This is a genomic window from bacterium, from assembly GCA_030019025.1.
GTDB lineage: Bacteria > Hydrothermota > Hydrothermia > UBA1063 > UBA1063 > UBA1063.
On the sequence record JASEFR010000015.1, the window covers coordinates 1 to 20,975 of the forward strand.

22 protein-coding genes are annotated in these 20,975 nt (G+C 40.4%); 17 read left to right on the forward strand and 5 right to left on the reverse strand.

Features of this window, described 5'->3' with window-relative positions; translation table 11 throughout:
• Positions 1–440 (forward strand): T9SS type A sorting domain-containing protein (locus QMD82_04985; protein MDI6851272.1); only part of this gene is annotated, 440 nt, incomplete at its 5' end.
• Between the two features lie 57 nt (positions 441–497).
• Here QMD82_04985 and QMD82_04990 read toward each other — a convergent pair.
• A complete protein-coding gene (locus QMD82_04990; protein MDI6851273.1) occupies positions 498–635 on the reverse strand; it encodes a hypothetical protein in 138 nt (45 codons plus the stop codon).
• 505 nt (positions 636–1,140) lie between these two features.
• Positions 1,141–1,635: a hypothetical protein gene (locus QMD82_04995; GenBank protein MDI6851274.1), complete on the reverse strand. Its 495-nt coding sequence runs from the start codon at positions 1,633–1,635 to the stop codon at positions 1,141–1,143.
• Positions 1,636–1,773: 138 nt separating this feature from the next.
• Between QMD82_04995 and sfsA the strand changes: the two genes are divergently transcribed.
• The 12 genes from sfsA (at position 1,774) to QMD82_05055 (ending at position 13,252) form a co-directional block, all read left to right on the forward strand.
• A complete protein-coding gene (gene sfsA / locus QMD82_05000; GenBank protein MDI6851275.1) occupies positions 1,774–2,433 on the forward strand; it encodes a DNA/RNA nuclease SfsA in 660 nt (219 codons plus the stop codon).
• 11 nt (positions 2,434–2,444) lie between these two features.
• On the forward strand, positions 2,445–2,903 hold the full coding sequence (locus tag QMD82_05005) for a 4Fe-4S dicluster domain-containing protein (GenBank protein ID MDI6851276.1): 459 nt from the start codon (positions 2,445–2,447) through the stop codon (positions 2,901–2,903).
• Complete coding sequence (locus QMD82_05010) at positions 2,900–4,699, forward strand: aldehyde ferredoxin oxidoreductase family protein (GenBank protein MDI6851277.1); 1,800 nt, start codon at positions 2,900–2,902, stop codon at positions 4,697–4,699. Before QMD82_05005 ends, QMD82_05010 begins: the two co-directional genes overlap by 4 nt.
• The gene (locus tag QMD82_05015; protein MDI6851278.1) at positions 4,692–5,762 is read left to right on the forward strand and encodes an FAD/NAD(P)-binding oxidoreductase; all 1,071 of its coding nucleotides are present in this window, start codon (positions 4,692–4,694) and stop codon (positions 5,760–5,762) included. Before QMD82_05010 ends, QMD82_05015 begins: the two co-directional genes overlap by 8 nt.
• 89 nt (positions 5,763–5,851) lie before the next feature.
• Positions 5,852–6,589 carry a carbohydrate binding family 9 domain-containing protein gene (locus QMD82_05020; protein MDI6851279.1) on the forward strand — a complete coding sequence of 246 codons (738 nt, stop codon included), beginning with the start codon at positions 5,852–5,854 and terminating at the stop codon, positions 6,587–6,589.
• A 29-nt stretch (positions 6,590–6,618) separates the two neighbouring features.
• Positions 6,619–7,947, forward strand: coding sequence for a hypothetical protein (locus tag QMD82_05025; GenBank protein MDI6851280.1), 1,329 nt, complete (start codon positions 6,619–6,621; stop codon positions 7,945–7,947).
• A gap of 47 nt (positions 7,948–7,994) precedes the next feature.
• Entirely contained in the window at positions 7,995–9,434 is a 1,440-nt protein-coding gene (locus QMD82_05030) for a sodium:solute symporter family protein (protein MDI6851281.1), read from the forward strand.
• On the forward strand, positions 9,431–10,615 hold the full coding sequence (locus QMD82_05035) for a CoA transferase (protein MDI6851282.1): 1,185 nt from the start codon (positions 9,431–9,433) through the stop codon (positions 10,613–10,615). Before QMD82_05030 ends, QMD82_05035 begins: the two co-directional genes overlap by 4 nt.
• A complete protein-coding gene (locus QMD82_05040; GenBank protein ID MDI6851283.1) occupies positions 10,612–10,848 on the forward strand; it encodes a 4Fe-4S dicluster domain-containing protein in 237 nt (78 codons plus the stop codon). Before QMD82_05035 ends, QMD82_05040 begins: the two co-directional genes overlap by 4 nt.
• On the forward strand, positions 10,829–11,971 hold the full coding sequence (locus QMD82_05045) for a 2-oxoacid:acceptor oxidoreductase subunit alpha (GenBank protein MDI6851284.1): 1,143 nt from the start codon (positions 10,829–10,831) through the stop codon (positions 11,969–11,971). Before QMD82_05040 ends, QMD82_05045 begins: the two co-directional genes overlap by 20 nt.
• On the forward strand, positions 11,968–12,711 hold the full coding sequence (locus QMD82_05050; GenBank protein MDI6851285.1) for a thiamine pyrophosphate-dependent enzyme: 744 nt from the start codon (positions 11,968–11,970) through the stop codon (positions 12,709–12,711). Before QMD82_05045 ends, QMD82_05050 begins: the two co-directional genes overlap by 4 nt.
• A 1-nt stretch (position 12,712) precedes the next feature.
• Complete coding sequence (locus QMD82_05055) at positions 12,713–13,252, forward strand: 2-oxoacid:acceptor oxidoreductase family protein (protein ID MDI6851286.1); 540 nt, start codon at positions 12,713–12,715, stop codon at positions 13,250–13,252.
• On the opposite strand, the gene QMD82_05060 is transcribed toward QMD82_05055, so the two are convergent.
• Genes QMD82_05060 through QMD82_05070 form a run of 3 tightly spaced genes read right to left on the reverse strand, consistent with a single transcriptional unit; the run spans position 13,249 to position 16,922 of the window.
• A complete protein-coding gene (locus tag QMD82_05060; protein MDI6851287.1) occupies positions 13,249–14,517 on the reverse strand; it encodes an adenylosuccinate synthase in 1,269 nt (422 codons plus the stop codon). The genes QMD82_05055 and QMD82_05060 overlap by 4 nt on opposite strands.
• Before the next feature lie 15 nt (positions 14,518–14,532).
• A complete protein-coding gene (queA, locus tag QMD82_05065; protein MDI6851288.1) occupies positions 14,533–15,573 on the reverse strand; it encodes a tRNA preQ1(34) S-adenosylmethionine ribosyltransferase-isomerase QueA in 1,041 nt (346 codons plus the stop codon).
• 17 nt (positions 15,574–15,590) lie between these two features.
• Positions 15,591–16,922: a DUF4147 domain-containing protein gene (locus QMD82_05070; GenBank protein ID MDI6851289.1), complete on the reverse strand. Its 1,332-nt coding sequence runs from the start codon at positions 16,920–16,922 to the stop codon at positions 15,591–15,593.
• Between the two features lie 135 nt (positions 16,923–17,057).
• On the opposite strand from QMD82_05070, the gene QMD82_05075 reads away from it, so the two are divergent.
• The 4 genes from QMD82_05075 to QMD82_05090 are packed head-to-tail and all read left to right on the forward strand — an operon-like array spanning position 17,058 to position 20,961.
• Complete coding sequence (locus QMD82_05075; protein MDI6851290.1) at positions 17,058–18,266, forward strand: PLP-dependent aminotransferase family protein; 1,209 nt, start codon at positions 17,058–17,060, stop codon at positions 18,264–18,266.
• A 57-nt stretch (positions 18,267–18,323) separates the two neighbouring features.
• Positions 18,324–19,211, forward strand: coding sequence for a T9SS type A sorting domain-containing protein (locus tag QMD82_05080; protein MDI6851291.1), 888 nt, complete (start codon positions 18,324–18,326; stop codon positions 19,209–19,211).
• A 53-nt stretch (positions 19,212–19,264) separates the two neighbouring features.
• Positions 19,265–20,158: a sugar ABC transporter permease gene (locus tag QMD82_05085; GenBank protein ID MDI6851292.1), complete on the forward strand. Its 894-nt coding sequence runs from the start codon at positions 19,265–19,267 to the stop codon at positions 20,156–20,158.
• Complete coding sequence (locus QMD82_05090; protein MDI6851293.1) at positions 20,155–20,961, forward strand: carbohydrate ABC transporter permease; 807 nt, start codon at positions 20,155–20,157, stop codon at positions 20,959–20,961. The genes QMD82_05085 and QMD82_05090 overlap by 4 nt, the downstream gene beginning before the upstream one ends.
• Positions 20,962–20,975: the final 14 nt, after the last annotated feature.

Sequence of the window (20,975 nt, forward strand, 5' to 3'; positions counted from 1 at the left end):
CTAAGTTTGATGGGACAAACTGGACTGTGTATAGAACATCAAATTCAGGCCTACCTGATAATTGGGTTACTGCAATAGCGATTGATGCATCGGGTAATAAATGGATTGGAATATTTGATAGAGGATTAGCGGTCTATGGTCCTGGGGTAGGAGTAGAGGAAGGAAGCAATTACAACGCGAGGAACGGAATAATGAAGGTATATTCCAATCCACTTACAGGCATAACCAGAATAATCTATGATGTTCCAGAGGATGCAGATGTGAACATTGCTATTTACAACCCTCTTGGTCAGAAGGTTGCAACCCTTGTAGATGGGAATAAGAGAGCAGGGAGTTATACTATAACATGGGATGGAAGCAAATTAAGTGCGGGTATCTACTTTATCAGGTTCAATTCAGGCAGATTTAAAGAGACAAAGAAGATATTCCTGATAAAGTAGGGTAAGCAAAAAAGCGGGGCTTAAGCCCCGCTTTTTTTTATTTTACTGTTTCAGATATTATTCAACCCAGATTTTCACCACCTTGTCCTCTGACTCCACGTTTACAAGTTCTTCGCCATCCTCAATTTCTTTGAGCATCTCCTCTACGTTTATCTCCTCTTTAACATCTTTCACAAAATATTTACCAAACTTCATAAGGCAGAGCAACTCACGCTTATTAAGATATTATGGGCGATTTGTTCCTTCGCATTTTGAGTAATAAGATGACTAACAGGCCAATCACAAAAGATGTTTAAGGGAAGAAATTTTAAAAAAGAAACGAGCGGAATATTCAAGGGAGCCTCAAGAGACGGAGAAGAACGGGGATTACACAGGAAAGCCAAGGACGATAGTAGGAGAGATAGATATAAAGGTATTGAAGGCAAGAGGCAGCAACTACAATCCCGGTATATTACCAGATAGGAAGAGAGTTATATTTATCCCAGATGAGATAATAGATGCGATGTTCATGAATGAGATACCCACACGGAAGACGTCAAAAATGATAGAGGATGTTCACCTCAAAAAAAGGATGATGTCTGCTCCGTTCATTTGCCAGCAGATAGTACATTGAAATGCCAGTGTTATGACGTGCCGAATAGATGTTACGATTATACTGTCTGCAGAGTGAGGATAGATACGTTGTAATAGGTTATCGCTTTCAGCAAGCTTTTTTAAAATAAGCTCTCCATTCGTTTCTGAATCTTATACTCCGTTTTTTTGGTGGTATATACTCCAGCCCCAAGAGGTGAAAAATTTCCTTTTCCCTGGTTGTTATAAGCTTTCCTGTTTCTCTGTCGAAAAGGCCATATTGACTTAGAAGATACCCTTTATTCTTTGCAATTGCTCTCATCCATATGTTAAATTCTCCAGAGCCAGTTAGGTAGAGGGCGAAACTCTCCCAGCTATCTTTGTATTCTTCAGGAATACAGTAGAATTCAATGCGTGAATAAAAATCGAGGCCTTTAAGTAATTTCTTTGCCTTTTCGCAGTCCTGCTCATAGAGAAGCAGATCTAAATCTCCAATGGTCTCTTCCTCCCTTACAAAAGAGCCATAAATTTCGTGTGTTATGCCTTTTTTACTAAGTATTTCTTTGATTTTTTCAACCATAAGACGTGCTTCTTTGTAGGGGATCCTGTTTTTTACCTTAGCCATCGTTAATTACCTTATAGCTTTTAAATAACAGACCAGTTAATGGAAATTTTATTGCTTTTACCGATTTTATTCAATGAATTTCACATGCTATTTTGGGTGTATGCGGATTTCCTTTATTTTTCGTGTAAAATTTTTTGCATGTACTTTCAGAATTTAATTCCAGCCAGAGTTGTAAAGAGGGAGAAGAGATTCAGGCTTTTTGTTGAAATTAACGGGAGTCTTCAGCTGGCCTATCTACCAAATTCTGGCAGGCTCGGAGAGCTTATTTATCCCGGAGCAGAAGTTTTTGTGACCCGAAAAGTTCTTCCTAAGAGAAAAACAAGTTATGAGGTGGTGCTTGCAAAAGAGGGAAATATTTTTGTATCTGTTAATGCTCATCTTGCAAACGAACTGTTTGTAGAAAATATTAACAAAATGCCCTTCAAGGTAAAGGATTTTAGGCGTGAGTTTGTCTTTCTCGACTCACGTTTCGATTTTCTTGTTAATGATGAAATATTGATTGAGGTCAAATCCTGTACATTGGTAAAAGATTCTATCGGATTATTTCCCGATGCGCCTACCCTTAGAGGGACTAAGCATTTGAAAACTCTGTTGGAGTGGCCTGGTAAAAAAGGACTTATTTTTGTAATTCAACGGGAGGATGCAAAGTATATGTCGGCAAACTTTGAAATGGATCAAAAGTTTGGTAAGACTTACTTGGAGGTGCTGAAGAAGGCTGATTATGTTCTTGCCTTTAACACAAGGGTCTCTCCTTCTGGTATTTTCTTTAAAGAGTTTGTTCCGGTTATTGGAGTTTAAAATATATAATCATGAAAGTGTTAATGGTGAACTACGAAAATTGTACGGGATGCAGACTTTGTGAAATGGCCTGCAGCTCAGGCCATTTCAGTCTTTACAGCCACGGCTATTCTCGCATAAGGGTTGTTAAAGGCAAGACCTTTTTCAATTTCTATCCCCAATTCTGTTCTCAGTGTGGAGATGCCTTTTGTGTAAGAGCCTGTCCAACTGGTGCGCTGGAGAAGAAATTTAATGTCATTCATTACGAGAAAGAGAAGTGCATTCTCTGCAGGCAGTGTACTTTTGCCTGTCCATGGGGTTTTATCTACCCAGACCCTGAAATGCAATTTATGATTAAGTGTGACCTGTGTGGAGGTGACCCGGAGTGTGTGAAAGTTTGCTTGCAGGACGCTCTTGCTTTTGTTGATGCTGATGAATCGGCGGACATAAAGCACTTTTCAAATGTTAACAGGGTGGAAGGTGTAAAATGAGTTTTAAAATTTTGAGAATAAACTTATCTGATAAAACTTACTACATTGAAGAACTGAGTGAGGAGATCTTCAGGAAATACCTGCTCGGCAGAGGTATAGGTGATTACATATTTTTCAAGGAGGTTGAGCCCTCAATTGAGCCATATTCAGCAGAAAACAGGCTAATTTTCTCCACAGGGCCCTTTGCAGGTACAACTGTCCCTGGCGCTGCAAGGCTTTCCTGTGTTACGAGAAGCCCATTGACTGGCACAATCACAAGCACCAATGCGGGTGGCCATTTTGGAATGGAGATGGCTTTAGCCGGGTATCATGTTATTGTAGTGGAGGGTATTTCTGACTCTCCGGTCTATGTTTATATTGAGGGCAAGAAAGTAATTTTCGGGGATGCCTCTAAGCTTTGGGGTAAGACAACATCGGAGACGGATATATTGCTTAAAAAATTAACCCATCCGAAGAGCAAAACCCTTGTGATTGGACCTGCAGGAGAAAATCTGTCTCCCATTGCAGGGATTTTTGTGGATGGTCACAGAGCGCTGGGAAGAGGCGGCGCAGGTGGAGTAATGGGGAGTAAGAAACTAAAGGGGATCGCAATTCTTGGAAAATCTAAGATAGAATTCAAAGGAGAAGCTCATAAATTTAAGGAAATATTAAGCAATTTGTATTCCCGTCTTAGGCAATCAGAAGGCCTTAAACGTTTCAGAACTTTTGGGACAACGGGAAATGTAAGGAGTATAAATCTTGCCGGTTCTTTTCCAACGAGAAACTTCCGGGATTCCTATCTTGAAGGATTTGAGAGTATAAATGGCACCGAAGTGAATAGACTGTTTTTTGTTAGAGCTGGTGCCTGTGCCCAGTGTCCTGTTAGTTGTAATAGGATCACAAGAGTGGAGTATGAAGGCAGGATTTATCTTGTAAGCGGACCCGAATACGAGACACAGTGGGCTTTTGGCGGTGCTACGGGTGTAACAGATTTGAAGTATGTAATTTTGGCGCACCATTTAGCCAACGAATACGGCTTTGATGGAATTTCTCTCGGCTCAACTGTTGCTTGTCTCATGGATCTTTATGAAGATGGGCATGTTAAGGATTTGCCGGTAGAGGCCAATTTTGGCGATGGAGAAGCGATGATCAAGTTAATACAACTTGCTGGAAGAAACGAAGGCATTGGGACGATCATAAAAGAGGGTTCACTGAGGTTGGCTTCCCATTTTGGTCATCCAGAATATTCGATGAGCGTGAAGGGGCAGGAAATTCCAGCCTATGACCCAAGGGGTATAAAAGGGATGGGTATCGGGTATGCCACTTCTACCCGCGGTGCCTGTCATCTGCGGGGCTTCAATACGTCGCAGGAAGTCTATAACGCGCCTGATCCAGAGTATAGATTGAAATATACAGACGAAAAGATCGATTTTCTCATAACTAATCAAAATATGAGGGCACTTCAGGATTCTCTCGGTGTTTGTGCCTTTGTTGGAGGATATTATGAACTTGAGGATTACTGTACTTTGATTCAATCCCTCTTAGGTATTTCAATAACTCCTGAAGAACTTTATAGGGTTGGGGAAAGGGTCTGGAATGTTGAGAATCTTTATAACAGAAAGGCAGGTATTACAAAGGATCAGGATACTTTACCGGAAAGGATTTTCAATCTCCCTGCTGAGAGCGGACCTTCAGCGGGTGAGGCTTACGACAGGTCAGAGTTTGAAAGGCTACTTAATCTTTATTACAGAAGAAGAGGCTGGAATGAAGAGGGATGGCCTGAAGCGGGTAAATTAAGAGAACTCGGCATTGAGTGAATACGTATTAGTTGGTTCAGGTCCTGCATCCATTAATTGTGCCTTAACTTTAAGAAAATTAAGGCCCAATTTAAGAATTAAAATAATCACTGATTCTTCTTTTCTTTTCGTAAAGATGGCGGGGCCATCGGTTTTGAAAAAAGAAATTAAGCCTTCCAACTTAGTTAAGGCACCACCTGAAGGTATAGAAATTGTGTTCAATGAGAAAGTGCTGGGAGTTGATTTAGAAAGGAAAGTTGTGTTTTCATCGAATAAGGAATGGAACTATGAGAAATTATTTATTGGAACGGGTTCACGACATCGTGCCTGTGCTTTTCACGGAGCTTTTTATCCCGATGAGTTTAACTCAATGCTGGAATTAAGAAACCTCATTTTGAATGGAAGGGTTAGAAAAGCGGTTATATACGGCTTCGGAATGGTAACCCTTGAACTCATTGATATTTTATATTCCTATGGCATTGTTACTACCGTTGTTTCTTCCTCTTCTTATCCCCTGAGCACTCTGGTATTCGATGAACTGGGAAAGAGACTAACTGCTTATTTTTCGCGCTTTGCCAGAATTGTTCTGGCAAACGAAATAGAAATGTTTGATGGGAAATGTGTCTATTTGAAAGACGGAAAACAAATTCCCTGTGATGCATTGATCGTGGCAAAGGGAACCGTTGCAAATCCCCTTATTCCGGAGATTAAGGTGAACGAGTTTATGCAAACGCAGTATGAAGAAGTGTTTTCTGGCGGTGATGCCGTCAGAGTGAGAGATAAAATAACGGGTGAATTCAAATTCATGCACTTGAACACCGTTGCATGGAAGACCGGTCATTATGCGGGTCTAAATATGGGAGGCTTAAGGGTTCCCTTTCCGGGTGCTACCTTCTTATCAGTTACAAAAACAAGAAATTTCAGTGTCTTTCTCTATGGTGAACTCAAAAATTTTGACGATTTTAAGATTGAAGAAAGAGATGGTTCACTCTTATGCAGCACCTTCCGGAGTGGAAAGGAAGTAGGTCTCTTTGCACTAAATAGAGAAGTTAATTTTTGGGAATTCACGCGATTTTTTGGCTAAGGATATTAGCTTTGCCGTGGAAGTCTCCTTTCATTTGTTCGCATTGCGTACTTTATAATTGTTAGCAACACGAACAAAGGGGGGAGTTGATGCTAATTTTTATGCTCATCCTATCTTCAGCTTTAAGAGTTCCTTTGATCACGGAAGATGTTAAGCTGGATGGATTTCTTGAACCCTTGTGGGACTCTGCTTTAGTCTTTAGCAATTTTAAAGTATTTGAGCCTCAGGATAAAGAATTACCTTCTTTCGCTACCAAATTTTATGTACTTCAGACGGAAAACTCGATATACGTTGCTTTTAGGTGTGAGCAAGACCAGGTAGTGAGTAGGGTAGGGCTGAGGGATGTAGCAGAAGGTGATTTTGTGGGTGTTTACTTTGATACCTTTGGTAGAGGAGGTAGTGTTTATTTCTTCGGTGTAAATGTGGCGGGAGTGCAGGTCGATCGTATTATCACGGGTGGGGGAAAGTTACCCGATGATAGTTGGGACGGGGTTTGGTTTTCAGCCGTTAGAAACTACAACGGAGAATACATAGTGGAAATAAAAATTCCCTTTAAAACTCTCCAGTATGACCTAAAAAACCCAATTTTTCGCATGGAGGCAACACGGTTTATCACCGAGACTAATGAAAGACTTTATCTTGGTAAGTATGGGAGGGAGTGGGGATTAAATCCCGTTGATTTCCCAATTGAAATTGAGTTAAAATTGCCAAATAAGTCCTTTGGATTTGAACTTTTGCCCGTTATATTGGTGGAAAAAGACAGCATGGAATTCAGGTTAAGAGCGGGAGTAGGTTCAAAATGGTCTCCTTCAAATAGCTGTCATTAAATTTTACTTTTTATCCGGATTTCTCGCAGGTGGAAGCGGATCCCTTTATTTTAAAACTGGGTAAATATGAAGAGTATCTTGAGGAAAGGAGGCCTTTTTTCGTTGAAGGGGGCGAGGTATTTAGATTTCGTTCTAATCCTTACACCTTTGGCTTTGGCCCATCCATAAATCCATTTTACTCCAGAAGAATAGGTAAGGCATTGTATGGAAGTACCATTGTTCCTTTGATTTTTGGGTTTAAGGGCTTTATCAAGTCTCGCGGGTTCGAAGGAGGTTTGCTTTCTACTTTGACTGATGTTGCCTTTTATATTGACGATTATGGAGATACCATACGAGAGGAGAAGGCAGTTTATAATGTTCTATCCTTTAGAAAACAACTTTCAGGGTACTCCAATTTTGGTTTTATTTATTCAGGAAAAGTTTCCCAAGATGATATTTTCAAAAACCACTCTGCTGGCATCAATTTTCACTACTTTATTCAAAAAACAGAACTGACAGGAACTTACTCTGTTTCGCTCTATGAAAAAAATGTGGGGAATGCCTTTGCTTTACACATTACCACCCTTGAAGAAGATCATCACTTCATGTTTTCTGTTATGAATATTGATACTCTTTATAATGTTTCTGAGATAGGGTATACGCCATGGGTTGGACTTCGCAGAGTTGCAATTATGGCTGGACCTAATTTTGAAATTGCCGGGAGTAAACTTCAATATGCTTCTTTTTCTTTGGGTTTCAATAGCAAAGCAGAAGCGTATGAAGGAATGAAGAGCCAAAATTTCTTGTTCTTACATACTTCTTTGAATTACAAAAATGGCGCTGGGATTGAGTTTCACCTCTCTGGAGGGAGAGAGTATGTTGAGGATTATATAAAAGAATATGAGGTTAACATTGATGGTTGGTCTTCTCCCAATGCAAGATTAGAGTTCAGGGGAGGTCTCGGTCTCCATAGAGGTTATAACTATTATCGTGGATATGAGGGATTGATGGTGTCTCACCGTGGGGTATTTAGAATCCATGGGGATTCCAGGTATAATTGGGAGATACGTTTAAGAGGATGGCTTGAGTTTGACCCTTCTACGAGCTTAGAAGAGTATACTCTTTCCTTTCAACCAAGGTTTCAATATGCCCTGAATAAGGATTTATTGGTAAGTTTCTATGGACAGTATGTTAAGCTTATCAAATCATATGAAACGGCGAGTAAAAATGTGAATCTCTTAATTTCTTACAATTTCAGGCCTAAGAGTTGGATTTACCTTGTGTTGTCAAAAGATTTTGCCAGTGACGGCTCGCAAGGACAACCGCAAGGGGTGTCTTTAAACTCAGGTATTTGTTTTATTTTTAGCAATTTTGCTTGATAATGCACATCTGCTGAAATATAATTTATTTCAAAAGGAGAGGTTAAATGCACTTTTCAGTTCAGTTTATTATACTTTTTGTTTATTTTGTGGTAGTACTCGCTATTGGCCTTCTCGCACAAAAACTTGCAAAGTCAGGCACAGACTATTTGATTGCTGGGAGGAATCTCGGATTGTTGCTCTGTACAGTGGTGGTTGTAGGGGAATGGCTCGGTGGTATGAGTACCATCGGCGTTTCTGAGAGAGCTTATGCAACGGGTATTTCTTCTGCTTGGTATAACATTTCAACTTCCATCGGGATGGCGTTGTTTGGCTTTCTCCTTGCGAAACACTATAGGAAGAACCATGTATACACCGTATCTGAAATGATTGAAAAGCTTTACAGCAAGGAAGTAAGGACCATTTCAGCAATTGCTTTTCTTTTCGCTTACATAATTCTCGGTTATGCTCAGATCCAGACGGTTGGATCTGTGCTTGCTTCCACCCTTAACATGAAATTTTCAGAGGGGGTTATACTGGGCGGTCTCCTTGTTACGATTTATGTCACGGCGGGTGGGTTCTGGTCTATTACTCTGACTAATGTGATTCATACTTTTTTCCTGTACTTTTCAATAATTTCTACTTTTATCATTGGACTTATAAAAATTGGTGGTTACTCTGGTCTGTTTTCTGCCCTTGCTGAAGTAGGAAAGAATGTGGAAGTTTATAAAAGTCCTTTCGGCGTTGGAGCAAATCAGGTTCTCGGCTGGATAATTGGTGGTATGTTTGGTGCTTTCGCAGCTCAGGCTTCAATTCAGCCGGTTTTCGCTGCAAAAGATGAAAAGACTGCAAAGAATGCTGCTCTTTTAAGCGCATTATTAATCTTCCCAACGGGAATCTTGACCGCGACTCTTGGAATGATTGCAGCAACGGGGAAATTTGCCGATGTGCCAAATCCCAAACAAGCACTGCCAAGCCTTTTAATGTCTCCAAAGTTTGTTCCCCCATGGTTTGGTGGGATAGCTCTCGCTGGCATTCTTGCCGCAATCCTCTCCACTATTGCACCTGTAATGTTTGCTATTTCTACAATTCTTGTGAAAGATATTTATCACAATCTCATTAATAAGGAAGCGGATGAAAGGAAAATTCTAAAGGTTTCTCGGTGGTTTACTTTTATAGTGGGGATACTCCTTATTCCATTAGCCGTATTCCTCAAAGGTTTTGTTCTCGATACAGGTTATATCTCCTATGCCATAAGGGGTGCTGCTGCAATAATTGTTCTTGCCGGTGTTTATTGGGTGGTTAGGGGGAAAAGGATACCCACTCCCAATGCTGCCATTGTCGCTATGATAGTTGGCACTATCGTTGCCATTGCTTTCCCAATCATTAAATATTATAAACCCGATTTTAACTTTGACAAAAATCTCTGGGCACTCGGTACAGCGCTCCTATCCATTCTTCTTGTCACCTTTATTGAGAGAGTCGTATTTAGGAGGAAAAATTTATGAAACCTCTTGAGGGTGTTAAAGTCCTTGATCTTTCGAGGGTTCTTGCAGGCCCCACAGTGGGTATGATCCTCGGGGATCTTGGAGCAGACGTGATAAAAGTGGAAAGGCCAGGGACAGGTGACGAAACCCGAGGCTGGGGACCACCCTTTGCGGGTGGAGAAAGTGCCTACTACATGTGTGCTAACAAAAATAAAAGGGGAATGACCCTGAATTTAAAGTCCGAAGAGGCCGGAGAAATCCTTGAGAAACTAATTAAACGCAGTGATGTAATGATATTAAACTTTCTACCCGATGTCCTAAATAGCCTGCATTTGACTTATGATGAAGTAAAGAAAATAAAACCCGATATTATCTGGGCCTCAGTAACAGGATTTGGACTTACTGGTCCTAAGGCACATAAACCAGGTTATGATGTTTTAATTCAGGGTATCAGTGGGCTTATGAGCATAACTGGTGAGCCCGATGGAGAACCGATGAAAGTTGGAGTTGCAATTTGCGATGTGCTTACCGCTTTATACACCGTTATTGCGATCGAATCAGCTCTTATACGAAGGAATAGGACAGGTGAAGGTGCAATGATTGATAATTCTTTACTGGAATCAACTATCGCAAGCCTGGTAAATGTTGCAAATAACTATCTAATTGGAGGTATTATACCGAAGAGATATGGTAATGCTCATCCCAATATAGTTCCCTACCAGGTGTTTAAGGCCAGTGATGACTACATAATAATAGGTGTGGGAAATGAAGAACAGTGGAAGCGTTTTTGCAAAGTAATTGAAAGGGAAGATCTTGCCACAGATCCGAGATTTGAAACCAACGCTAAGCGCCTTGAAAACAGGGATGTTCTCATACCCATCATAGAGGAAATCATTGCTAAGCGTGAAAGTAAATACTGGCTTGAGAAGCTTGATGAGGCGCATATCCCAGCTGGTCCTATAAATACTGTGGACAAAGCAATAAACGACGAACAGGTAGTTTACAGGAGATTCATTCAGGAAATTGATCATCCAACGGCAGGCCGTATTAAGTTGATGAGAAACCCGATACACTTCGGAGATATTGAACTGGATATTTACAGGCACCCGCCGTTACTTGGCGAACATACAAAGGAAATTCTTCTGGAACTTGGATATTCGGAGGAAGATTATTTAAAATTTAAAAAGAAAGGAGTTGTATGAATAAACGCTTTGAAATAGAAATTAATCACGACTGGTGTAAAGCCTGCTATATCTGTGTTAAGATTTGTCCCAAGGATGTATTCGACATCGCAGAAAAAGAAAGTTTTAGGGGATTTAGAGAAGTAATACCTACAAGGTTGGAAGATTGCATAGGGTGTATGATGTGTGAAAACTTTTGCCCTGATTTTGCAATAGAAGTGAAGGAGATTGAAGATGCCGTGGAAAAGAATTAAGTTGCCAATTAGTCCGGGAAGATTTCTGGTTCAGGGTGATGAGGCTGTTGCTGATGGTGCCTTTTGTGCTGGAATGAGATTTTATGCGGGGTATCCTATAACGCCTGCAAGTGAGGTAATTACACGTGTTCAGCAAAGGTTTGAAGAGTCAGGAGAAGGTGTTTACTTTCAAGGTGAAGATGAGATAGCCTCTATAGCAGCCTGCATTGGAGCCTCTTGGACAGGAGTGAAGGCTATGACAGCCACCAGTGGGCCTGGCTTTGATCTTATGGTGGAAAATCTGGGATATGCAATCTTTACTGAGACTCCGCTGGTTATTGTTGACGTTCAGCGAGCGGGTCCTTCCACTGGTCAAGCCGCGCGACCGTCTCAGGGTGACTATCATCAGGTAAGATACGCCACTCATGGAGATTACGAAATAATCGTACTTTCCCCCTGGTCTTGTCAAGAGCTGTTTGAATTTGGAATTAGAGCCTTTAATTTGGCAGAAAGATATAGGGTCCCCGTTATTATTTTGACGGATGAAGCAATTGGACATTTAAGAGAACCGGTGGTTTATCCTGAAGAGATAAATATATTCGATAGAGAGCACGATCCAGATGCTCCACCTTTTAGTTTTGACGAGAAGGACGCAGGCCCGATGCCCCTTATCGGTGACGGTAAGTCACTTTTAATAACTGGATCTACCCATACAGAGTGGGGAAAACGAGTAACACAGGACCCGGAAGTTCACCGAAAGATCGTTAAACATCTTATAGGAAAGATTCGTAATAACGTTTCCGATATCTTTGAATCGCACGAGGAATTCATTGAAGATGCGGAAATAGTCATAGCTTCCTATGGAATCTCATCAAGAAGCGGATTTGAGGCTGTAAAGAGACTGAGAGAAAAGGGTATAAAAGCAGGATTTTTCAGGTTCAAAGTTATATGGCCTATGTGGGAAAAGTATGTAAAGGAAAGGCTTTCCGGTGTGAAAAAGATTTTTGTACCGGAAATGAATGCTGGTCATTTATCGAGAGAGCTTGAAAGGCTGGTTGATGTTGAGATAATTCCCATCTTAGAGCTTGGAACGTGTGTTATAACTCCGGAAGTCATTGTAAAAGAAGTGGAGGCCCATCTATGAAAAATTATATGGATTGGATAAGAACAGATTTCTTTCCCACTGCTTTTTGTCCAGGCTGTGGTCATGGCATCATTTTAAAGGCCATTGCAAAGGCATTAACGGAACTGGAACTCAGGAGAGAAGAGGTTGTCTTTGTGTCTGGGATTGGCTGCTCTGGCTGGATACCAAGCCCGTATATTAAAGCGGATTCTATTCATACAACTCACGGTAGAGCTCTTGCCTTCGCGACGGGTGTTAAGCTAACAAAGCCAGATTTGACTGTCATTGTAGTTGGAGGGGATGGAGACCTTGCCTCTATCGGTGGTAACCATCTCATCCACGCAGCGAGAAGAAATATAGATATTACCTGCATTATGGCTGACAACAACAATTACGGCATGACGGGTGGTCAATATTCTCCTACCACTCCCCGGGGTGCTAAGACATCTACTTCAAAGAAAGGCCATGTTGAGTCTGCCTTTGACGTTGCTGCACTTGTAAAGGCTGCAGGTGCAAGTTATGTGGCGAGATACACTGTCGCTCATTTCCCACAACTGGTTAATGCAATTAAAAAGGCTATATTAACTCCTGGTTTTTCCTTTGTACAGGCTATCAGTACCTGCCCGACCCATTATGGTAGACGAAACCTTTCTCAAGATCCTTATGAGTACCTTGATTATTTGAGGAAGAATTCTGTCAACTTGAAAAATGTGCAGAGTCAAGATGATGTTTTGAATAAAATAACGATAGGAGAATTTTAAAATGGATACTTTGCAGGTCAGATATGCCGGAACGGGCGGACAGGGTTTAATTTTGCTTGGCGTCTTAACTGCTGATTCGGCTGTTAAAGCCGGGAATTATGCAACTCAAGGTTCTTATTACGGTGCTCAGGTGAGAGGTGGAATTACTTCCGCAGACGTGGTTCTGAGTAAAAATTGGATTGCATTCCCTTATGTGGAGTACTCAGATGTCTTGGTCGCCCTTACTTCTGAATCCCTTAGTTATTACCTGAAAACTGCCAGAGAGGGGAGCTTGGTGATTGTTGATGAAATTGTCTTGATTGAGGAAGATCAGAGTGAACTAAAGGAGAGGTTTAATTTCGAAAGGGTTCCCTTTACTCGCACGTGTTATGAAAAATTTAACTCGGGATTTTTTGTTAACATAGTTGCCTTTGGTTACGTTTCAAGGTATTTAAAAGACTTTTTTTCCGAAGAGGAAGCCATCGCTGCCCTTAAAGATAATGTGCCTGAGAAATATTTTGATGTTGAAGTTGAGGCTTTTAAACTTGGGACTTTACTTTAAGGATTTCTTTTAATTAGTTTTTCTCGTTCGGGACCTACAGAAATGTAGTCAATAGAAAGCCCTAATTGACTTTCAATAAATTCAATGTATTTCTTCGCGTTTAATGGGAGCTCGTCGTATCTTTCTTCCCTTGTGGATAGTTCAAAGCCAGATAACTCCTCATAAATGGGTTCAACAGATTCAAAATCCTCAGACATTGGGGGAGGGAGCTCAATTAACTCACCATCTTTTTTGTATCTTATGGCTACTTTTATATGTTCTATTCCGCTTAGTACGTCAAGTTTTGTCATTACGAGGTTAGTAACCCCGTTTAAAAGGATAGAGTATTTAATAATAACGAGATCAAGCCAACCACATCTCCGAGGTCTTCCTGTAGTTGCGCCGAATTCCTGACCTTTGTCACGAATTAACTCCTCCTTTCCACCTTTAATTTCAGTGGGGAATGGCCCTTTTCCAACTCTTGTTGTGTAGGCTTTAAAAACCCCATAAACTTTATCTATTCTTTGAGGGGGAAGTCCAGAGAAAACCAGTGCTCCTGAGGATATGGTGTGGGAAGAAGTTACGTAGGGGTAAGTGCCGTAAATAATATCCAAAAGGCTACCCTGGGCCCCTTCAAAAAGGATTTTCTTGCCTTCCTTTTCCATCTTGTGAATAAACTCAAATCCGTCCACAATGAAAGGCTTTATGAAGCGAGCAAATTCCTTCAAGTCTTCAAGAATCCTCTTGTAGTCAAAGGGTGGGTGGCCGAAACGCGCTGCGATAATTTGGTTGTTAAAATCTGTAATGTTTTTTACTTTTTTAGCCAGGGTTTTATCATGGAAGAGGTCTCCGACTCTTATACCGATTCTTTGATATAAATCTCTATAGGCGTATGCAATCCCACGTTTAGTGCTACCGATTCCACCCTTAGATTCTTCTTCCAGTGCATCTTCTTCTTTGTGAAAGGGGAGAACAATTGTTGCCCTCTCGTCAACATAAAGCCTGCCTTCTAAAGAGCCTGTTAATTTTGAGATTTCTGCGACTTCCTCTTTGAAAACCTCGGGATCAATTAAAACCCCTGCGGTAATGAGATTCTTTTTTTCGGGCCTTATTATGCCTGATGGGAGAAGGTGTAATACGAGTTTTGTGTTATTTGTAACAATCGTGTGTCCTGCATTAGCTCCGCCTTGAAATCTGCAGATTATATCATATTCTTTGGCGATGTAATCGACGAAACGTCCTTTAGCTTCATCCCCCCATTGTAATCCAATCACAATATCGGCCATATCTAAAGTATCAAGTTAATTAGAGGTTTTTTCAATTTCAGGAAGAATTAACATTGCATCCCCATAACTTAAAAATCGGTAACCTTTCTTTATTGCTTCTTCGTAAGCTTTGAGAACCTTCTCCCTCCCGGCAAAAGCGCTAACAAGAATTAAAGGGGTCGATTTTGGAAGGTGAAAATTGGTGATGAGCCCATCTATGACTTCAAATTTGAATCCGGGGTAAATAAATAGGTCTGTGTTTCCTCTCAATTTTTGTTCGCTAAACTTCCACGATTCTAACGTTCTCACGGTGGTAGTACCGCAGGCTATTATTCTTTGACCCCGCTTTTTTGCTTCAATTATTATATTCGCTGAATCTTCCGGAATTTCGTAAAACTCTTCGTCCATTTTGTGCTTGGTTATGTCTTCCGTTTTAACGGGTTTAAAAGTCCCGGTTCCCACATTCAGATTTATAGGTACAATTTTTATACCCTTTTCCCTTAAATCCTTTATCGTCCTTTCGGTAAAATGGAGCCCTGCTGTAGGTGCAGCCACAGAATAGCCCTGTTCTGCAAAGATGGTCTGGTAATACTCTTCATCTTCTTTTTCGGGATTTCTTTTTATGTAGTGAGGAAGTGGTACCTGACCGTAAAGCTCCAGAAGTTCATTTACTTTGATATCAGATAAGATTTTGAAGGTTACTTTTTCCTCATCTTGAGCGAGTGCCATAAGTTCATGCTCACCAACGGTGAAGATTCTTCCTGGCTTTGCCTTTTTCTTACTGGAAACGAGGGCTTTAAAATCCTTATCATTTACAAAATTTACGAAAAAAATTTCCAGTTTCCCACCTGTATCCTTTGCTTGAGCTAATAACCTTGCTTTTATTACTTTTGTTTTGTTCACAACGATTATATCGCCGGGTTTTAGAAATTCTGGAAGCCTGTAAAAATGAGAGTGAATTATTATGTCGTCTTTTAAGTTGATGATTAAAAGCCTTGCTTTATCTCGCTCTTTTAGCGGTTTCTGCGCAATAAGCTCTGGCGGTAAATTATAGTTAAAAAGCTCAAGGGAAATCATTTTCTGCCTAAGGTTAATTATAAAGTATAAATCGAGTTTTGTTCATTAATTAGCACAAGGCAGTAAACATCTTTAACATTGATGCCGGTGGGGCCTGTATAGATTAGACCTCCAATCTTTTTGAAAAAGCTAAATGAGTCATTATCTTTTAAATATTTTTCTGGTTCTAAATTTAGTATTTTTGCTTTTTTTATTGTCTCGCTGTCGCAAATTGCTCCTGCTGCATAAGTAATTCCGTCGATACCATCGGTTCCGATGCTTGTGAATACAAACTTCTCCTTTGTTTTGGAGAGTTCAATAGCCATTCTTATAGCAAGTTCTTGATTTCTCCCACCTTTTCCCTTGCCTATGACTTTGAGAGATACTTCGCCTCCTGCAACTATTGCTACCGGTTTCTGAGGTTTTTCTGCCTTTATTTCTTTAACTTTATTCAAGAAGGTCTCCACCATCTCTTCAATCTCTATGTGGAAGTCACTGCCGAGGTTTAGCACTACATACCCTAAGGATTTTAAAAATTTCTCTAATTGCAGAAGAAAGTCAGAATTTTTCAGTATTATGGTATTTTCAATTTTTTCCATTGCCAATTTACAATCTTTTAAGGTTTCTGGTATTTTTCCGTTGAGTCCTTCGGTAATTATCCGTTTTACACTTTTTGGGGCGCAATCCCAAATGCCGTATTTTTTTAGAACTTCAAAAGCGTCGCGGAAGGTGGAGGGATCGCAGGTAGTAAGCCCAGAGGCTATGAGGTCAATTCTATCATTGACGACATCAGACATCAGAAATGCATAAGATTTTTTATTGAGGTATTTTATTAATTGCCCCCCTTTTATAAGCGATAGGTGTTTTCTTACGGTGTTGATTTCCTCAATGTTGGCACCACAGGATAGTAGGAGTTTGTTTATTTTTACTAAATCTCTTAAAGGTGTTCTTGGAAGCTCCAGCATTGAAGAACCGCCTCCAGAGATGAGCAAAACAGGCTCACCGGGTGGACCTGCTTGGAGAACGTTAAGGAGATATCTTGCTGACTTTACACTTTCTCTATTGGGATATGGGTGTCCCCCTCTAAAACACCTTATTTTTTCAAACTTTTCGGTTAATTTAATATTCGTTATGAGGATTCCGCCTTCTATTTCAATGATTTTTGTTAGGGCTTTTAACATTGTATGGGCTGCCTTTCCTATAGAAATGCCATAAGGCTTCTTGCCAATTTTGTTTATGCGATTTTCAAAGATCGTCTCTATGTTGGTTTTTTCAAAGGCAAAATCTACAGCTTCTATCAGAGCTTTTCTTGTGTGGTAAAAAGTCGTAGCATTTTCCATTTTTAGTAAAACGTCTTTGTTTTTTACCATATATTAAGATTAACTCCTCACCCTTGAAATTCCACAAAATACTTCCAGTGCTTTGCTGTGATTGTGTCTTTCAACTTGAAAAGACAAGTATTTTGAATTATATTTTCTTACGAATGCTTAAACGAAGGAGGTATCATGAGTTCCCACTTTACAACTCCACATTGGGAGAATTTTTTTGCGGAAAGAACAAAGTGGATAAAGAGCAGTATAATAAGGGAGCTTCTAAAATTCACACAGCAACCTGAAGTAATTTCCTTTGCAGGAGGGCTTCCTGCACCAGAACTTTTCCCAATTGATGCAATAAAAAAGGCTAGTATAGAACTTTTGGAGAAAGAAGGCCAAAAAATGCTTCAGTATGGCCCGACAGAGGGCTATCCTTTTCTTAATGAGCAGATTACGAAATATATGGGAAAGATGGGTGTTCAATGCGTACCCCAGGAGGTGCTGCCTACCAGTGGTTCTCAGCAGGCTCTTGATCTTGTAGGCAAGATATTTATAAATGAGGGTGATATTGTCTTTGTCTCAAAACCTACTTATCTTGGTGCTCTTCAAGCCTTTAATTCGTATGGACCGAGATACGTAGGGTCTGTGATGGATGACTATGGATTGATCCCAGAAGAGGTGGAAAAGGTTCTAAAGGAGTACCGGCCAAAATTTATGTACGTGATTTCTACTTTCCACAATCCTGCAGGTGTGACAATGCCCGAAGAGAGAAGGAAAAAGCTGGTGGAGCTTGCTGAAAAGTATGATACATTTATAGTTGAGGATGACCCTTACTCAAGGCTCAGATTTGAGGGAAATGATATACCACCCCTGGTTGCGTATTCTCGCGAGAGGGTAATATATCTTGGAACCTTTTCCAAGGTTTTGGCTCCTGGATTTCGCTTGGGATGGATAGTAGCTTCCAAGGAAGTTATTGCAAAACTTGTCCAGGCAAAACAAGGGACAGATTTACATACTTCTACCTATGTTCAATATCTTGCAGCACACCTTTGTGCGCAAGATTTGATAGAAAGCCATCTTTCCAAGATTAGAGAAGTTTATAGAAGAAGGCGTGATATAATGTTGGACGCTATGGATAAATATTTTCCGAAGGAAGGGTTCCACTGGACGCGACCTCAGGGTGGTCTTTTCCTGTGGGTTATTATGCCAGAAAAAATTGATAGTGTTAAATTGCTTGAAAAGGCTGTGGAGAGAAAGGTCGCCTTTGTTCCCGGTAACGCTTTCTACCCTGACCCTGAGGAAGGCAAAAATACAATGAGGCTTAACTTTTCGAACATGAAAGAGGAGTTAATTGTAGAGGGAATCAGGAGGCTTGGAGAGCTTCTTAAAGAAGAAGCCTAAAAGAACTTGACAAAACGTTAATAAAGTATTATTCTATTTAAAAAATAGGAGGTGTTTATGAAAAAGGTGTGGTTGGTGGTATTGATGGGAGTGGTACTTTTAAACGCCGCTCCTACAGTAGATGGGACCGTAGATCCTCAGAATGAGGGGTATACTCTCGTTGCTGAAAACCCCGAAAATACTGATAAAGCTGGGGCAGATCTTCTTGCCTTTTACTATGCGATTGCCAATGACTCCCTCTATCTTGCAATAACTACTCAGAATACAAATTCATGGGATGTCGCTTATGGCTTTTCGCTCGATGTTGCTGAAGGTGGATACGTCGGCGATCCAGTCTCTGATATTAGGGATTCTTGGGGTAGGCTGCTTTATTTCCCTTCATGGAATCCAGATTATCAGATTTATTTCTGGTATAGTGGAGCAGATCAGGCGATCACTTCTGTAGATTTCAATAGATATTCAGATGGTTCCTGGGGATACGATTTTGCTTCATTAAATTATTATGCAACCACAGGCGAATCTGGCCTTCAGGCCTTGGAGGTAGCTGTTGCCCTTACGGATATTGGTAATCCAACTCAAGTACTATCTTGTGCTTATATAGTGGGTGGTGATAACAGCTCTGCAGTAGATATATTGCCTTATGATTCCAGTGTCTCGCTAACGGGTGGAGAAGAGTGGACGGACTGGGATGCCATCACCACTTATTTCGTTCTCAATGTGAGGGAAGGAACTGCCAAATTCAGTATGCAGCCCATTTTAAACGGGGTCAGGGTAACGGGTTTCGGAAACTATGTCCTTGAAGTTTATACTGTAGACGGTAAGAAGGTTATGACAAGAAAGGTCGCTGTGAATGGACGTGCAGATGTTATCTTTAATCTCAAACCTGGACTTTACCTTGTGAGAGAAGGAAAGCTGGGTACTTCTAAGTTTATAGTGGCAAAGTGAGTGGTATTGTGAGTAAAAAGGGCGAGGGCAAAGCCCTCGCCCTTTTATTTTGAATGAAGAGTAGAAGTTTAAAAAATTTCCTGTTTGTTTTGCCCTTTTCTTTGGTGTTTTTCGTTTTTCTTCTTTTCCCTTTCTTTTACGCGTTATATCTATCTTTTTTTAAAGTCACAGACCTCTCCAATATTTTTGGAAATTTAAAATTTGTTGGTTTTAAAAATTATCTCTACGTTCTAAAGGATAAAGAGTTTCTTTACTCCATATGGCTTTCTCTTAAATATGGTTTGATGCTGATACCACTCAATATTTTTCTTTCCATTTCACTTGCACTACTCCTCAAGGGCGACCTAAAAATTAACAGGTTATACCGAACTCTTTTCTTCATGCCTTTTGTTCTTGACGCTTTTGTCGTTGGAGTTGTATGGACCATAATGTACGCCGGGCGTTATGGACTTCTTGTAAATTTGCTAAAGCCACTTATTCCTGCATCTATTTACAATACCGGGTTTCTTGGAAATCCAAACACTGCTATGCCGGCTGTAGTTATTGCCATTTGTCTTAAGAATATTGGCTTTGGAACTATACTTTATACTGCTGCTCTTAATAACATTTCTCCCGATATTGAGGATGCTGCCAAGATTGATGGAGCAACAGGACTTAAAAAGTTTTTCAAAATTACCTTCCCTCTGGTCAGCCACACGACCACTTTCCTCGTAATTACATGTATTATAGGTGCATTCTCCGCTTTTTCAGAATTTTTTGCGATGACAGGTGGTGGCCCCATCATCTATAAGTGGGGTGTAACACTTGGGGCCACTAAGGTTTCAGGATATTATCTCTACAATCACATTGCTAATTTGAGGCTTGGAATAGCCTCTGCGACGTCTTTTCTGCTTCTTATTTTAACTCTGGCTATTTCAATAGTTTATTCAAGGTTAACGAAAGAATGAAAAGGGCACCTTTTTGGAAATATTTTATTGCTACTTTCCTTCTTATAATATGCCTTTTCCCCTTCTTTTGGATGCTAATTACTTCCTTTAAACCAGAAGGCGAGGCCCTTTTACTCTCCTTGCCAAAGAAAATAACTTTTGAGAATTACCGGAAGATTTTTTTCCATTACCGTTTTTACAGGTATTTTATAAATAGTTTTATTGTTGCAACAACTTCTGCATTAGTATCGACTCTTCTTGCATCTCTCGCTGCTTATGGGTTTGCAAAGAAGCAGTTTCCTCTCAAAAATTTTCTTTTCTGGTTTTTTATGTCCTCTATGATGGTCCCCGGGTTACTTTATGTGATTCCTCAATTTTTAATTGTTTACCAGTTTCGCTGGATAAACAGGTATGAGGGTATGATAGTACCTCATCTGGCTAATGTTTTTGGAATGTTTCTCATAACTCAATTTTTGAAAGACCTACCGGATTCACTGCTTGAGAGTGCAAGAATAGATGGCGCCTCTGAGCTGAAGATTTTTGTTAAAATCGTTATTCCCCTTACCCTACCTGTTGTGGCTACAGTATTTTTACTCAACTTCCAGTTTCATTGGGCAAACTTCTTATGGCAGCTTCTTGTGGCTCAAACGGAGTCGATGTATACTGTACCGGTAGGGCTTGCCATGTTCAAGAGTGCTCATGAGGAAGCTTATGCCCTTAAGATGGCTGCGTCAACAGTGTCACTGTTGCCGATAATGATCCTTTTCTTCATTGCCCAAAGGTACTTTATTGAAGGGATAACCCAAGGCGCATTAAAAGAATAAACGTTAGATAGAAA